Origin of the sequence: Xanthomonas sp. NCPPB 3005, assembly GCF_041228095.2 — a bacterium.
Lineage (GTDB): Bacteria > Pseudomonadota > Gammaproteobacteria > Xanthomonadales > Xanthomonadaceae > Xanthomonas_A > Xanthomonas_A bonasiae.
Map to the genome: position 1 here is coordinate 2,334,135 of NZ_CP166096.2, position 13,265 is coordinate 2,347,399.

Annotated in this window: 13 protein-coding genes; 5 read left to right on the forward strand and 8 right to left on the reverse strand. The window is 69.1% G+C overall.

All coding sequences use genetic code 11. The features are described from left to right. The first annotated feature begins 74 nt into the window (after window positions 1–74). Together AB8810_RS10025 and AB8810_RS10030 are read left to right on the forward strand one after the other, a co-directional pair. Window positions 75–2,117 (forward strand): amidohydrolase family protein, encoded by a 2,043-nt coding sequence (locus AB8810_RS10025; RefSeq protein ID WP_369916402.1) that lies wholly within the window; start codon window positions 75–77, stop codon window positions 2,115–2,117. A gap of 4 nt (window positions 2,118–2,121) precedes the next feature. Further along, window positions 2,122–2,613, forward strand: a complete 492-nt coding sequence (locus AB8810_RS10030; RefSeq protein WP_179565249.1) for a glutathione peroxidase — start codon at window positions 2,122–2,124, stop codon at window positions 2,611–2,613. A 143-nt stretch (window positions 2,614–2,756) separates the two neighbouring features. On the opposite strand, the gene AB8810_RS10035 is transcribed toward AB8810_RS10030, so the two are convergent. From AB8810_RS10035 to AB8810_RS10045, 3 genes are all read right to left on the reverse strand, one after another. Further along, window positions 2,757–3,536, reverse strand: coding sequence for a ferredoxin--NADP reductase (locus AB8810_RS10035; RefSeq protein ID WP_179565247.1), 780 nt, complete (start codon window positions 3,534–3,536; stop codon window positions 2,757–2,759). 97 nt (window positions 3,537–3,633) lie between these two features. Next, window positions 3,634–4,029, reverse strand: a complete 396-nt coding sequence (locus AB8810_RS10040) for a hypothetical protein (protein ID WP_225209654.1) — start codon at window positions 4,027–4,029, stop codon at window positions 3,634–3,636. A gap of 25 nt (window positions 4,030–4,054) precedes the next feature. Beyond that, a complete protein-coding gene (locus AB8810_RS10045) occupies window positions 4,055–5,938 on the reverse strand; it encodes an ABC transporter ATP-binding protein (RefSeq protein ID WP_369916403.1) in 1,884 nt (627 codons plus the stop codon). 207 nt (window positions 5,939–6,145) lie between these two features. Here AB8810_RS10045 and AB8810_RS10050 point away from each other — a divergent pair, with 207 nt between their 5' ends. Further along, window positions 6,146–6,373, forward strand: a complete 228-nt coding sequence (locus tag AB8810_RS10050; protein ID WP_191824025.1) for a hypothetical protein — start codon at window positions 6,146–6,148, stop codon at window positions 6,371–6,373. Between the two features lie 70 nt (window positions 6,374–6,443). Here the strand turns inward: AB8810_RS10050 and AB8810_RS10055 are convergent, their stop codons facing one another. The 3 genes from AB8810_RS10055 to AB8810_RS10065 form a co-directional block, all read right to left on the reverse strand. Continuing rightward, window positions 6,444–7,349, reverse strand: coding sequence for a dimethylarginine dimethylaminohydrolase family protein (locus AB8810_RS10055; protein ID WP_369916404.1), 906 nt, complete (start codon window positions 7,347–7,349; stop codon window positions 6,444–6,446). 198 nt (window positions 7,350–7,547) lie between these two features. After that, window positions 7,548–7,988, reverse strand: coding sequence for a carboxymuconolactone decarboxylase family protein (locus tag AB8810_RS10060; RefSeq protein WP_369916405.1), 441 nt, complete (start codon window positions 7,986–7,988; stop codon window positions 7,548–7,550). Between the two features lie 97 nt (window positions 7,989–8,085). Continuing rightward, a complete protein-coding gene (locus AB8810_RS10065; protein ID WP_369916406.1) occupies window positions 8,086–8,967 on the reverse strand; it encodes an RNA polymerase sigma-70 factor in 882 nt (293 codons plus the stop codon). A 101-nt stretch (window positions 8,968–9,068) separates the two neighbouring features. On the opposite strand from AB8810_RS10065, the gene AB8810_RS10070 reads away from it, so the two are divergent. After that, on the forward strand, window positions 9,069–10,592 hold the full coding sequence (locus tag AB8810_RS10070; protein ID WP_369916407.1) for a fumarate hydratase: 1,524 nt from the start codon (window positions 9,069–9,071) through the stop codon (window positions 10,590–10,592). 84 nt (window positions 10,593–10,676) lie between these two features. After that, complete coding sequence (locus tag AB8810_RS10075) at window positions 10,677–11,312, forward strand: glutathione S-transferase family protein (protein WP_369916408.1); 636 nt, start codon at window positions 10,677–10,679, stop codon at window positions 11,310–11,312. 73 nt (window positions 11,313–11,385) lie between these two features. On the opposite strand, the gene AB8810_RS10080 is transcribed toward AB8810_RS10075, so the two are convergent. Together AB8810_RS10080 and AB8810_RS10085 are read right to left on the reverse strand one after the other, a co-directional pair. After that, window positions 11,386–12,537 carry a phospholipase A gene (locus AB8810_RS10080; protein WP_179565231.1) on the reverse strand — a complete coding sequence of 384 codons (1,152 nt, stop codon included), beginning with the start codon at window positions 12,535–12,537 and terminating at the stop codon, window positions 11,386–11,388. 129 nt (window positions 12,538–12,666) lie between these two features. Next, the gene (locus AB8810_RS10085) at window positions 12,667–13,152 is read right to left on the reverse strand and encodes a DUF456 domain-containing protein (RefSeq protein ID WP_179565229.1); all 486 of its coding nucleotides are present in this window, start codon (window positions 13,150–13,152) and stop codon (window positions 12,667–12,669) included. Window positions 13,153–13,265 lie beyond the last annotated feature (113 nt).

The window sequence follows — 13,265 nt, forward strand, 5'->3', positions numbered from 1 at the left end:
GCGTCATATAGCGCCTGAACGATGCAGACCACTGCCATTGCGTGAACACGGCCGACGGCCGCAGGGAGAAACCGATGAAAGCGATCTTCGGCTTGTGCGTGGCCGCGTGCGCGGCATGGGCGGCGCCGGCGTGGTCGGCGCAGACGCTGCGCTACGTGGTGCTGGTGGACGGCGGCAAGCAGGCCGGGCAGCAGAGCGTCAGCGTCGGCGACGACGGCATCACCCGGGTGGACTTCGTGTTCAAGGACAACGGCCGCGGCCCGGAACTGAAGGAGCAGTACACGCTGGCCGCCGACGGCACCTTCAAGACCTACCAGGTACAGGGCACCTCCACCTTCGGCGCGCCGGTGGACGAGCGCTTCAGCCGCGACGGCGAGCGCGTGCAGTGGAAGTCCACGTCCGACCAGGGCGAGCGGCGCGTGGCCGGCGGCGCACAGTACTGGCCGCTCGGCGGCACCCCGGCGGCGACCTCGGCGGCGGTGACCGCGCTGAGCCGCCGCGCCGACGGCAGGCTGCCGCTGATCCCCAGCGGCGCGCTGACCCTGCGCAAGCTGCAGCAGGCGCAGGTCGGCCAGGGCAACAGCGCGCGCAAGGTGCAACTGGTGGCGCTGACCGGGGTCGGCTTCACCCCCACCTTCGCCTGGCTCACCACCGACACCACACCGCGCCTGTTCGCGTTCATCGCGCCGGGCTGGATGCAGCTGATCGAAACCGGCTACGAAAAGGATGCCGACGCGCTGGAAGCGGCGCAGAAGCAGGCCGAAGCCACCGCCCTGGTCGAGTTGCAGCAGCGCCTGGCGCATCCCTTGCCCGGCACCACGCTGATCCGCAACGCGCGCGTGTTCGACAGCGAGCACGCCACGCTCGGCGCCGCGTCCGACGTGCTGCTGCGCGACGGCAAGATCGTCTCGGTGGTCGCCACCGGCAGCGCGCCGGCGCAGGCGCAGCAGGTGGTCGATGCGCAGGGGCGGGTGCTGCTGCCCGGCCTGTTCGACATGCATGGGCACGTCGGCCGCTGGGACGGCGGCCTGCACCTGGCCGCCGGCGTCACCACCGTGCGCGACATGGGCAACGACAACGCCACGCTGCAACAGGTGATGCAGGAAGAGCGCGCCGGCCAGTTGCTGATGCCGAGCCTGGTCGCCTGCGGCTTCCTGGAGGGCGAGAGCCCGATGGCGGCGCGCAACGGCTTCGTGGTCAGCACCCAGGCGCAGGCCAACGAGGCGGTCGACTGGTATGCGGCGCACGGCTACGTCGGCATCAAGATCTACAACTCGTTCCCGCAGGCGCGGGTGCGCGACACCGCCGCCTACGCGCACGCCAAGGGCCTGCGCGTGAGCGGGCACATTCCGGTGCACATGCTCGCGCACGAGGCGGTGGAGCAGGGCTACGACGAGATCCAGCACATCAACCAGGTGCTGCTGAACTTCTACGCCACCCACGACACCGATACGCGCACGCTGGAGCGTTTCTACCTGCCGGCCAAGCGCACCGCCGACCTGGATTTCGACTCGGCGCCGGTGCAGGCCTTCGTGCAGGAACTGGCCAAGCGGCAGATCGTCATCGATTCGACCGTGGCCACCTTCGACTTCATCCGCCAGCGCCCGGGCGACCTGTCGCAGGCCTATGCCGCGGTCGCCGGGCACCTGCCGCCGGACGTGCAGCGCGGGCTGCGCAGCGCCGAGTTCGACATTCCCGACGACGCCACCGCGGCGCTGTACGAGCGTTCCTACGAGAAGATGGTGGCCTTCGTCGGGCGCCTGTACCGCGCCGGCGTGCCGCTGGTGGCCGGCACCGACGCCACCCCGGGCTTCACCCTGCAGCGCGAGATCGAACTGTACGTGCAGGCCGGGCTGACCCCGGCGCAGGCGCTGCAGGTGGCGACCTGGAACGGCGCCAAGTACTCGCGCACGCTCGACAGCCGCGGCTCGATCGCGCCCGGCAAGCGCGCCGACCTGATCCTGGTCGATGGCGACCCGACCCGCGACATCGCCGACCTGCGCAAGGTCGCGTTGGTGGTGAAGCAGGGCACGGCGTATTACCCCAGCGAGGTCTACGCGGCGCTGGGCATCGAACCGTTCGCCGCGCCCGCGCGCATCGCCACCGTCGAGGATTGAGCGCATGGACACGCCGACCACCGCCTACGCCTTCACCGCCGACGACCTCGATGGCCGTCCGCAGCCGCTCGCCGACTACACCGGCAAGGTGCTGTTGATCGTCAATGTCGCTTCCAAGTGCGGCTTCACCCCGCAATACGCCGGGCTGCAGGCGCTGTGGCAGCGATACCGCGAACGCGGGCTGGTGGTGCTGGGGTTTCCCTGCGACCAGTTCGGCCACCAGGAGCCCGGCACCGCGGAGGAAATCAAACAGTTCTGTGCGCTGACCTACGACGTCGATTTCCCGATGTTCGCCAAGGTGCAGGTCAACGGCGACGCCGCGCATCCGCTGTGGCAGTGGCTCAAGCAGCAGAAATCGGGGCTGCTCGGCATCGCCGCGATCAAGTGGAATTTCAGCAAGTTCCTGGTCGGCCGCGACGGCCGGGTGCTGGCGCGCTATGCGCCGACCGACAAGCCGGAAGCGCTGGCGGCGGAGATCGAGCGCGCGCTGGGGTGAGCGGAAGCGGTGCGCGATGCGGCGCGCTTTTCTGTAGGAGCGGCTTCAGCCGCGACAGGCTCTGCGGATAGCGGCTGTCGCGGCTGAAGCCGCTCCTACAGTGGTGCGTCGTGGTTGGCAGGCGCAGCGATCGCTGCAGGGCGTCACTTCTCGACGAAGGCGCGCTCGAACACGTAGTGGCCCGGCGTGCCGATCCGCGAGGAGGCGACGAAGCCGCGCGCGTCCAGGGTCTGGCGCAGGTCGGCCAGCATCTGCGGGCTGCCGCAGATCATGGCCCGGTCGTATTCCGGGTTCAGCGGCGGCAGGCCCAGGGTCTGCTGCATCTGCCCGCTTTCCAGCAGTTCGGTGAGGCGGCCGCGGTTGCGGAAGTCCTCGCGGGTCACCGCCGGGTAGTACAGCAGTTTCTCGCGAATGGTCTCGCCGAGGAACTCGTGCTGCGGCAATTCGTTCTCGAAGTAGTCGCGGTAGGCGAGGTCTTTTTCGAAACGCACGCCGTGGGTGAGGATCACCTTGTCGAAGCGCTCGTAGGTTTCCGGATCCTTGATCACCGACAGCCACGGCGCCAGGCCGGTGCCGGTGCCGAGCAGATACAGGTGCCGGCCCGGGTGCAGGTCGCTGATCAGCAGGGTGCCGGTGGGCTTCTTGCCGACCAGCACCGCATCGCCCGGCTTGATGTGCTGCAGGCGCGAGGTCAGCGGGCCGTCCGGCACCTTGATGCTGAAGAACTCCAGCCGCTCTTCCCAGTTGGCGCTGGCGATGGAGTAGGCGCGCAGCAGCGGCCGCGTCTCCGTCTCCAGGCCGATCATCACGAACTGGCCGTTGTCGAAGCGGAAGCCTTCGTTGCGGGTGGTGGTGAAGCTGAAGTAGTCGTCCGTCCAGTGGCGGACGTCGAGCACCGTTTCGGGGCCAAAAGCAGAGGACATGCCGTTGATCGTGATGGGGAAGGAGCGGGCGCCATTCTACCCCATGTCGCCCCAAATGAGAGGGAATCTCATTTGGGATGGTTCATCCCGGCGTGCGTCACTTCTCGAACGACAGTTCGTAGGACAGGTACAGCGGCGCCTGCGGCGGGACCAGCAACGGGCGCTGGCGCAGGAAGCGCTCCAGGCACAGCGCCAGCGGCGTGGTGCCGTTGCGCCAGCTCGCGCCGACGTTGCCGTCGGCCTGCAGCTGGACCACGACGACGAACGGCGAGGTGTCCGGGCGCGGCGTGGCGCAGCTGGCCACGCCCTCGTCCAGCGCCGCGCGTTGCAGCGCCTGCAGGCGCTCGGCCAGCGCGCCGGGCAGCGCGGCCTCGTCGCGGTCGGCCAGGGCCTTGGCGGCGGCGTAGTCGGATGGGCCGGGAACCGGGTCGGCCGCGGCGGCGGGGAACGCCACGGCGGCGGCAAGCAGGCAGGGCAGGAGGCGTCGCAGCATGGCGGATCCGAAGGACAGGCGAAGCTCAACGATACCCAGCGGCCTGCAATTCGAACAGCTCCGCGTAGCGTCCGCCCTGCGCCATCAGTTCGGCATGGGTGCCGCTGGCCTCGATCTGGCCGCCGGCCAGGACCAGGATGCGGTCGGCCATGCGCACGCTGGAGAAGCGGTGCGAGATCAGCACCGCGGTGCGGTTGTCGGACAGCTCCTTGAAGCGCTGGAACACCTCGAACTCGCTGCGCGCGTCCAGCGCCGCGGTCGGCTCGTCGAGGATCATCACCTGCGCATCGCGCATGTAGGCGCGCGCGATCGCGATCTTCTGCCACTGCCCGCCGGACAGGTCCACGCCGGTCTTGAAGCGGCGTCCGATCAGTTGCTCGTAGCCATGCGGCAGGCCTTCGATCAGCTCGCTGGCCATCGCCCGCTGCGCGGCGGCGCGGATCCGCGTCGCATCGGCCATCGAATCGACCCGGCCGACGCCGATGTTCTCGCCGGCGCTGAGGTGATAGCGCACGAAATCCTGGAAGATCACCCCCAGGTTGGCGCGCAGGTCGTCCAGGTCGTAGTCGCGTAGGTCGCGGCCGTCGAGCAGGATGCGGCCCTCGTCCGGGTCGTACAGCCGCGCCAGCAGCTTGACCAGGGTGGTCTTGCCGGCGCCGTTCTCGCCGACCAGCGCCAGCACCTCGCCGGCGCGCAGCTCGAAGTCCAGGTGCCGCACCGCCCATTGCTCGGCGTCAGGGTAGCGGAAGCCGACGTTCTCGAACACGAAGCCGCGCACGATCGGCCGCGGCACCGGCACCGCGCCGGGCCGGGTGCGGATCTCGGGCACGATGCGGAAGAACGAATACAGGTCGTCCAGGTACAGCGCCTGTCCGGCGACCTGCGAAAACCCGATCAACAGCCCTTCCAGCAGCTGGCGCAGGCGCAGGAAACTGCCGGCCAGGAAGGTCAGGTCGCCGATGCTGAAATCGCCGCGCACCGTGCGCCAGGCGATGTAGCCATAGGCGGCGTAGTAGCCCAGCGTGCCCAGCGCCGCCAGCAGCGTGCCCCACAGCATGCGCTTGCGCGCCAGCGCGCGGTTGGCCTGGAAGAAGCGGTCGGCCAGCGCGCGGTAGCGCGCGATCAGGAAGCTGTGCAGGTTGAAGATCTTCACTTCCTTGGCGGTCTCGACGCTGGCGCCGACCTGGCGCAGGTAGTCGAGCTGGCGCCGCTCGGCGGTCCACTGGAAGTTCAGCGAATAGCCCAGCGCGTTGAAATGCGCCTCGCCGACGAACGCCGGGATCAACGCGACGGCCAACAGCAGCATCAGCCACGGCGCATACACCACCAGGCCGATCGCGAAGCTGACCACGGTGATCGCGTCCTGCACCTGGCCGAACAGCTGGCTCATCAGGTTCATCCGGCCCATGGTCTGGCGCCGCGCGCGGTCGAGCTTGTCCTGCTGCTCCGGGTCCTCGAAATCCTCCAGGTCCAGTTGCGCGGCATGTTCCATCAGCTGCACGCTGGTGACGTTGTTGAACAGCTCCGACAGCAGCGTATCGGCATAGCTGACCAGCCGCCCGAGCAGGTCCGAGCCGATCGCCAGCGCCAGTTCCAGCGCCAGCAGCTCCAGCAACCGTTCCAGCCGCCCGCTGGCCAGCGCCTCGCCGAACGAGGTGAAGCCGGGCGACTGCCCGACCAGATGGATCGCCTCGTCGATGATCAGCTTGCCGATGTACAGCGAGGCCACCGGGATCAGCGCGCGCAGCACGCGCAGGCCGATGCTGGTCAGGGTCAGCCCGCGGCTGGTCTGCCAGATCTGGCGCAGGAACGGCGGCAGGTTGCGCATCGCGTCGAAGCGTTCGCGCAGGCTGGGGCCGGTACGGGGAGAGGGGCGCGGCGCGCCATGGACAGAAGAAGGGGAGGCCATCCGCGCATTGTGCCGGGGCCGGGTGTGGGCGGGGAGTGTTTGGGCCTGGTGCGACCGGCGGGCCGCGGTGTGCTATCGGTGCGGCGGCCGCGGCCCGCTGTCGCCAAGACGCTATTCCCGCTATCTTCCGAGCCCGGACCAGGGACCGCTCTCCATGCAGGACGCACTGCCGCTTGCCGCGCTCGACTGCTTTGGAGGACGTGCGCGATGACGGCGGGCTTCGCCATCCGCTACGTCGTCTACTGTCTGGCCATCCTTGGTTGCCTGTTCTGGATCAACTCCTTTCTGCCGCCGGCTGTCGCCATCGTCGCCGCGCTGGTGTTCTTCGGGTTTGCGGTCGTCTACACCGTATTCCGCCTGCTGGGCGGGCGCGGCCGCATCGGTGTCGGCAGACTCTGGAAGGAGTTCCTGGATTTCCTCTACGGTCTGGGCTGACCAGCGGCGCAGCGCTGCGGGTATCGCGCATGCGGCCATGCGCTGGCAGGCCGTCGATCGCGGCGGAACGTCACTCGTCCAGGCGCAGGGTCAGGCACTTGGCCGCGCCGCCGGCCTTCAGGAATTCGTCCAGCGGGGTCTGCACCACGCGGTAGCCGATCCGCGCCAACGCCGCGCACAGCTCCGGCGAGGCGCGGTTGAGCAGCAGGCGCTGGTCCAGGTCCACCGCATTGCAGGCGAAGGCGAGGGCGTCGGCTTCGCCGACCGCGATGCGCTGCGCCGGCGGGATGCGGCGGGCGATGGCTTCCTGCGCGTAGTCGTCGAAGGCGGCCGGGTAGTACAGCAGGTAGCCGTCGCGCAGCGGGCAGAAGCAGGTGTCCAGGTGATAGAAGCGCGGATCGACCAGGCGCAGCGGCATCACCTCGATGTCCAGCAGGTCGGCCAGCTCGTGCGCGGCGGCGAGGTCGCTGCGATGGCCATGGCCCATCCACAGCCGGCGTGCGCCGCGCTCCAGCAACGCATCGCCGGCGCCTTCGAAGCGCACGTCTTCGGGCAACGCACGGATGCGGAAGCCGGCGCGGCGGCACCAGTCGGCGAACAGCGCTTCCTCGCCGCGGCGCTCGGCATGGCGGAAGCGGCTGGGCACGAAGCTGTCGCCGAGCACCAGGCCGGCGTTGGCGCTGAACACCATGTCCGGCAGTCCGGCGGCCGGGGCGATCCGCTCGACCTGGGCGCCGGCCGCCTCGGCCGCCGCGACCAAGGCATCCCACTGCGCCTGGGCGCGCTCGCGGCTGGCGGCGTGGACGTTGCCTTCCATCCAGGGGTTGATCACGTAATCCACGGCGAAGTGCTGCGGCGCGCACATCAGCAGGCGGTGGCCTGCGTGGGCGGCGCTGCAGGCTGGCGCTTGCGGCTCGGCGAATGCCAGGTCCGTGTCGTCCGCGGCCGCGCCACCCGCCAGGAATTTCTCGCTCATGCCCGCCTCGCTGTGCGTTGTGATGCGCAAACGCTAGCGGTGTCGTGTTGCGGTTTGCGGTCACGCTATTCGGGATTGGGGATTGGGGATTGGGGATTGGGAATCGGGATCGGGATCGGGATCGGGATCGGGATCGGGATCGGGATTGCGGGGCGGGCGGCGTACCGGCGTGCGCCGGGACGCCGCTTCGCGCTTCGTTTACGGCATTGCCGGTTGCAGGCCTACGCCGAGCCGGTTCCAGGCATTGATGAGGGCGATGGCCATGGTCAGCGCGCTGATGCCGTGTTCGTCGAAGTGCGCCGACAGGGCGTCGTAGGCGTCCTGCGGCGGCGCGCCGGACGGCAGGGTGGTGAGCGCCTCGGCCCAGGCCAGCGCCAGCCGTTCGCGCGGATCGAAGAAGCGGCTTTCGCGCCAGCCGGCGACGGTGTCGAGCTTGCGCGGTTCGATGCCGGCCTTGCGCAGCGCGGTGGCGTGCATGTCGATGCAATAGGCGCAGCCGTTGAGCTGGGACACGCGCAGGAACACCAGTTCGGCCAGTTCGTGGCCGAGCACGCCCTCGTGCACTTGCTGGCTGGCGGTCAACAGGGCGCGGAAGGCGGCGGGTTCGTGGCGGGTGTAGTCGACGCGATGGAAGTGCATGGGTCTTGCTCCATGACGGCCGCACTGGCCGTCTTCGCAGCAAGGACGCGGCAGCGCGCGGCGGCGTGACAGCGCCGCCCCGGACCAGGCGTTCGCGTCAGGCGCTCGCGGCAGCGCCTGCGCCGGCCAGCGGCGGCAGCTTGTCCGGATTCATCAGGGTCAGCACTTCGACGATGCGCTCGCCGTCGATCACCACCAGCACCGCCGAATGCAGGCGCGCGCCGATGAAGCGCAGGATCGCCGGTTCGCCGTTGACCTTGCCGATCCGCGCCTGCAGGCCCAGGCCGCGCCGCGCCACCGCCCAATACAGCATGGCGATGCGTTCGGCACCGAGCAGCGGACGCAGCGTGGCGGTGACCTTGCCGCCGCCGTCGGAGAACATCCGCGCATTGGCGTCGAGCAGGGCCACGATCGCGCCGCGGTCGCCCTGTTGCGAGGCGTGCATGAAGCGCTCCAGCAGTTGCCGGTGGCGTTGCGGCGTCACCGCGAAGCGCGGCCGGCCGGCCTTGAGCCGTTCGCGCGCGCGGTGCACCAGCTGCCGGCAGTTGGCTTCGGCATGCCCGAGCAGCTGGCCGATCTGCGCATAGTCGTAGTCGAACGCTTCCTTCAGCAGGAACGCGGCACGCTCCTCCGGACCCAGCCGTTCCAGCAGCGCCAGGAACGCCACCGACACCTGCTCGGTGCGCGCGTGGCGCTCGGCCGGGTCGGTGTCCTCGGCGATCTCCAGCGGCTCGGGCAGCCACGGGCCGGTGTAGTGGACGCGGGCGCTGCGCGCCGCGCGCAACCGGTCCAGCCCGAGCCGGGTGGTGGTGGTCACCAGCCAGGCCTCCGGGTCGCGGATCGCGGTACGGTCGCTGGACTGCCAGCGCAGCCAGGCGTCCTGCAGCACGTCCTCGGCGTCGCTGCGGCTGCCGAGCAGGCGATAGGCCAGGCCGAACAGCCGGGGACGTTGGGATTCGAAGGCGGGATCGGGGCTCATGGCGACCAGGACGGAACAGCGCGTGCCGGCGTGACAGCGGGCGAAGCGGTCACTTTGCCCTAAAATGGCCGGGTTTCCCCCCGCCAGCCGTAGAGCCAGCCGTGACCTCGATCAAGCAGGAAGACCTCATTCAGTCCGTCGCCGACGCGCTGCAGTACATCAGCTACTACCACCCGGTCGACTACATCAAGAACCTGGCCGCCGCCTACGAGCGCGAACAGTCGCCGGCCGCCAAGGACGCCATCGCGCAGATCCTGATCAACTCGCGCATGTGCGCCGAGGGCCACCGCCCGATCTGCCAGGACACCGGCATCGTCACTGTGTTCCTGGAAATCGGCATGAACGTGCGCTGGGACGACGCCACGATGGGCGTGGAGGACATGGTCAACGAGGGCGTGCGCCGCGCCTACAACCATCCGGACAACAAGCTGCGCGCCAGCGTGCTGGCCGATCCGGCCGGCAAGCGCGCCAACACCAGGGACAACACCCCGGCGGTGGTCAACACCAAGATCGTGCCGGGCGAGCACGTCGAGGTGATCGTCGCGGCCAAGGGCGGCGGCTCGGAAGCCAAGAGCAAGTTCGCGATGCTCAACCCGTCCGATTCGATCGTCGACTGGGTGCTCAAGACCGTGCCGACCATGGGCGCCGGCTGGTGCCCGCCGGGCATGCTCGGCATCGGCATCGGCGGCACCGCCGAGAAGGCGATGCTGCTGGCCAAGGAAGCGCTGATGGAGCGGATCGACATCGTCGACCTGCAGGCGCGCGGCGCGTCCAACCGGGCCGAGGAACTGCGCCTGGAGCTGTACGAGAAGGTCAACGCGCTGGGCATCGGCGCGCAGGGCCTGGGCGGCCTGACCACGGTGCTGGACATCAAGGTCAAGGACTACCCGACCCACGCCGCCAATCTGCCGGTGGCGCTGATTCCGAACTGCGCGGCGACCCGCCATGCGCATTTCACCCTGGATGGCAGCGGCCCGGTGATGCTGGAGCCGCCGTCGCTGGAAGACTGGCCCAAGCTGACCTACAACCCGAGCAACGCGCGCCGGGTCAACCTGGATACCATCACCCGCGAAGAAGTCGCCAGCTTCAAGCCGGGCGAGGTCGTGCTGCTCAACGGCAAGCTGCTGACCGGTCGCGACGCCGCGCACAAGCGCATGATCGACATGCTCAACCGCGGCGAGACGCTGCCGGTCGATTTCACCAACCGCTTCATCTACTACGTCGGCCCGGTCGATCCGGTGCGCGACGAGGTGGTGGGCCCGGCCGGCCCGACCACCGCCACGCGCATGGACAAGTTCACCCGGCAGATGCTGGAGCAGACCGGCCTGCTCGGCATGGTCGGCAAGTCCGAGCGCGGCGACGCGGCGATCGCGGCGATCCGCGACAACAAGGCCGTGTACCTGATGGCGGTCGGCGGGTCGGCCTACCTGGTGTCCAAGGCGATCAAGGCCTCACGCGTGCTGGCGTTCGAAGACCTGGGCATGGAGGCGATCTACGAGTTCGAGGTCAAGGACATGCCGGTCACCGTGGCGGTGGATGCCAGCGGCGAGTCGGTGCACAAGACCGGCCCGCGCGAATGGCAATCGCGCATCGGCAAGATCCCGGTGGTGGTCGAGCCGGCCTGAGCCGGCGCCGCCGCCGGCACGGCGCGGCATGCGAGACTGCCACGGCCGCAGTGATCCGGCTGCGGCGACTTACCAGGAGATTGCATGAGCGCCACCCTGTACTACTCGCCCAGCACCGCCGCCCTGGTGGTGCACTGGCTGCTGATCGAACTGGACGTGCCGCATACGCTGCACGCCCTGGATTTCGACCGGCGCGAGCAAAAATCGCCGGAGTACCTGCAGCTCAATCCGGCCGGCGTGGTGCCCACGCTGGTGCTGGACGGGCAGGTGCTGACCGAGGCGGCGGCGATCGTGCTGCACCTGGCCGACCTGCATCCGCAAGCCGGACTGGCCCCGCCGCCCGGCAGCCCGGCGCGCGCCGACTACTACCGCTGGATGTTGTTCTGCGCCAACACGCTGCAGCCGGCGTACCGCGCCTGGTTCTATCCGGACGAGCCGGCCGGTGCCGACAACGTCGAGGCGAGCAAGGCGCAGGCGCGGCAGAAGCTGGAGGCGGCCTGGGAGCAGGTCGCGCAGCATCTGCAGGCGAACGGTCCGTACCTGCTCGGCGCGCAGCTGTCGGCGGCCGATTTCATGCTGACGATGATGATGCGCTGGTCGCGCAACATGCCGCGGCCCAGCGATACCTGGCCGGCGCTGCAGGCGCACGCGCAACGGATGAAGGCGCGTGCCGCGTTCCAGGAAACCTACCGCCGCGAAGGCCTGACCGACTGGACCTGAGCGCGGCGTCGGCCATGGGGCGCGGCGGCCGCTGACGGCCGCCGCGCGATGCCGTTCCGGGGCCGTTCGGGCCTCAGTACCACTCCAGCAGCGACACGCCCAGGCCCACATAGGTGGCGCGGTGGTTGTAGTCGATCATGCTCTCGCCGTAGCCGTCGAACACCTGCACATGGCCGCGCAGCAGGTTGCTGATCGGGAAGCCCCAGTCCAGCTGCACCGCGCCGTGCGAGCGGTCGCCGCTGCGCAGCGAATGCCGCGCCATCAGCGAGATCTCGTGGCCGCCGCGGTTGTAGGTCAGGGTCGCATCGCCGCGGCCCATGTAGTCCTCGATGTCCGGGTTGTTGTCCTGGCGGTCGCTCTCCGGGATCCGGTACCACGGGCGCAGCACCAGCGCCCAGTTCTCGCGGTCCAGGCCGACATTGAGGATCGCCCGGTTCCAACTGCGCGAGAACGGATCGCTGCGGCCGTTGGACTGGTGGGTGAGCTGAATCCCGGTCATCCGCCCCTTCCAGCCGAACAGGCTGTAGTTGTTGCGGAACACCAGCGCCAGTTCCGGCTCGTAGTTGGTCTCGCGGAACGGGCGCGACTGCTCGCTGTTGTAGACCTGCCAGCGCGAACTCTGGGTATAGGCGCCCCACAGGTCGCCGTTGTCGCCGAAGATGTTCTCCACGATCTTGGTCTTGAAGCTGAGCTGGAACTTGGCTTCGATGCTGTCCAGCGACTCGGCCGTGGTCACCGTGTTGTTCGGATTCGGCGAGGACGGCGTCTCGTTCTTCTTGCTGGTCCAGAACGCCGGCAGCAGGTACACCGGCTTGTAGGCGCGCAGCTGGAAGGTGCCCAGCTTGGAGTCCTTGGCCAGTTCCCAGCGGCTGTCCAGCAGCGAGCCCTTGCCGGCGTTGGCGATGGTGGCGTCGTAGCGGTCGTCCTTGAACAGCGAGGCGGCGCGCTGGCGGGTGCGTTCGGCCAGGCCCGCGTCCTGCGGGATTGACGCATCCAGCTGTTGCTTCTGGTTCTCGATGGCCATCTTCGCCGCCGCATCGGCGGCCTGCGGATCGGCGACCCGGCGCGACAGCGCCTGGTCGTAGCAGGACAGGCGCGCGGCGTCGCTGGTGATCGCGACGCAGGCCTCGGGCGAGGCGGGGGTGGGCTTCACTTCCTGGGCGTGGGCCAGCGGCATCGCCGCGAAGGACAGCAGCAACAGGGGACGGGCCGGGCGATGGATCATGCAGGTTCTCTCGGAAACAGGCGGCGCGGGCGGGTGGTGCGCTGCCGAGGTGAATAGCCGGCTGCGAAAATACAGCAGCGTCCACAACGGAGTCATCACGCGTTCATCTCACGACGCCGACGCGGGGCCTCACAGCAGCCAGGCGGCGGCGAACAGGCCGACCATCGCCAGCGCCAGGGCCAGCTTGGCGGCGGTCCCCAGGACGATGCCCAGCCAGGTGCCGAGGCCGACCTTGGTCGCCTGCTGCAGCTGCCGGCCGTGCCAGTATTCGCCGGCCAGCGCGCCGACGAAGGGCCCGACGAACAGGCCGATCGGCATGAAGAACAATCCCGCAATGCTGCCCAGGACCGAGCCCCACAGCGCCTTGCGGCTGGCGCCCACGCGCTTGGCGCCGAACACGGTGGCCAGGAAATCGACCAGGAACGACAGCAGGGTCAGCACGCCGAGCACCGTCAGCATCACCCAGCCCACGCGCTGGAAACCGTCGGCCCAGGCCGCCAGCAACAGCCCGGCGAACAGCAGCGGCATCCCCGGCAGGGCCGGCAGCACCACCCCGGCCAGGCCCAGCACCACCAGCAGCCCGGCGACGATGTAGTAGATGAACGTAGGATCCACGCGGCTTGCTCCGGAGGGTGATTTGGGGGTTGACAGACGGGGTGTTTTTGCTGATTGCATTTTCATTTTCGCCGCGGTAAGTTTCAGCCGCTGCGTTTGCAAAGGTCACCGTG

Excerpts from the sequence above, each read along its gene's own strand:
- AB8810_RS10025 (WP_369916402.1), top strand. The coding sequence starts at position 75 with ATGAAAGCGATCTTCGGCTTGTGCGTGGCCGCGTGCGCGGCATGGGCG.
- AB8810_RS10030 (WP_179565249.1), top strand. The coding sequence starts at position 2,122 with ATGGACACGCCGACCACCGCCTACGCCTTCACCGCCGACGACCTCGAT.
- AB8810_RS10065 (WP_369916406.1), bottom strand. The coding sequence starts at position 8,967 with ATGAGCCCCGATCCCGCCTTCGAATCCCAACGTCCCCGGCTGTTCGGC.
- AB8810_RS10040 (WP_225209654.1), bottom strand. The coding sequence starts at position 4,029 with ATGCTGCGACGCCTCCTGCCCTGCCTGCTTGCCGCCGCCGTGGCGTTC.
- AB8810_RS10055 (WP_369916404.1), bottom strand. The coding sequence starts at position 7,349 with ATGAGCGAGAAATTCCTGGCGGGTGGCGCGGCCGCGGACGACACGGAC.
- AB8810_RS10075 (WP_369916408.1), top strand. The coding sequence starts at position 10,677 with ATGAGCGCCACCCTGTACTACTCGCCCAGCACCGCCGCCCTGGTGGTG.
- AB8810_RS10045 (WP_369916403.1), bottom strand. The coding sequence starts at position 5,938 with ATGGCCTCCCCTTCTTCTGTCCATGGCGCGCCGCGCCCCTCTCCCCGT.
- AB8810_RS10060 (WP_369916405.1), bottom strand. The coding sequence starts at position 7,988 with ATGCACTTCCATCGCGTCGACTACACCCGCCACGAACCCGCCGCCTTC.
- AB8810_RS10050 (WP_191824025.1), top strand. The coding sequence starts at position 6,146 with ATGACGGCGGGCTTCGCCATCCGCTACGTCGTCTACTGTCTGGCCATC.
- AB8810_RS10080 (WP_179565231.1), bottom strand. The coding sequence starts at position 12,537 with ATGATCCATCGCCCGGCCCGTCCCCTGTTGCTGCTGTCCTTCGCGGCG.
- AB8810_RS10035 (WP_179565247.1), bottom strand. The coding sequence starts at position 3,536 with ATGTCCTCTGCTTTTGGCCCCGAAACGGTGCTCGACGTCCGCCACTGG.